This window comes from Cupriavidus basilensis OR16, from assembly GCF_000243095.1.
GTDB lineage: Bacteria > Pseudomonadota > Gammaproteobacteria > Burkholderiales > Burkholderiaceae > Cupriavidus > Cupriavidus basilensis_D.
On record NZ_AHJE01000266.1, the window covers coordinates 1 to 215 of the forward strand.

The window sequence follows — 215 nt, forward strand, 5'->3', positions numbered from 1 at the left end:
GGGCGCAAATCACGGCTAAGCCGCATCGTGTTTTGATCCCCACCGGTTTTGCTCCCACTGGTTCGGCCGTGTTTCCCGCCTGTGGGCGGGAAACACCTACTCGCGATGCGAAGCGAGCCGTGAAGGTGTGTCAAGGCCGTATGGGGCGCTTTTTTGCCTACATTTTTGGCAAGACAAAAAAGTAGGTCGCCCCCCCGCAGGGGAGGTGAAACTGC

The 215-nt window shown here is 58.6% G+C and carries 1 protein-coding gene; it reads left to right on the forward strand.

The genetic code is table 11. The features are described 5' to 3' along the window. On the forward strand, nucleotides 1–185 hold a 185-nt coding region (locus OR16_RS47040), incomplete at its 5' end, for a hypothetical protein (RefSeq protein WP_237717400.1). Between the last annotated feature and the right edge of the window lie 30 nt (nucleotides 186–215).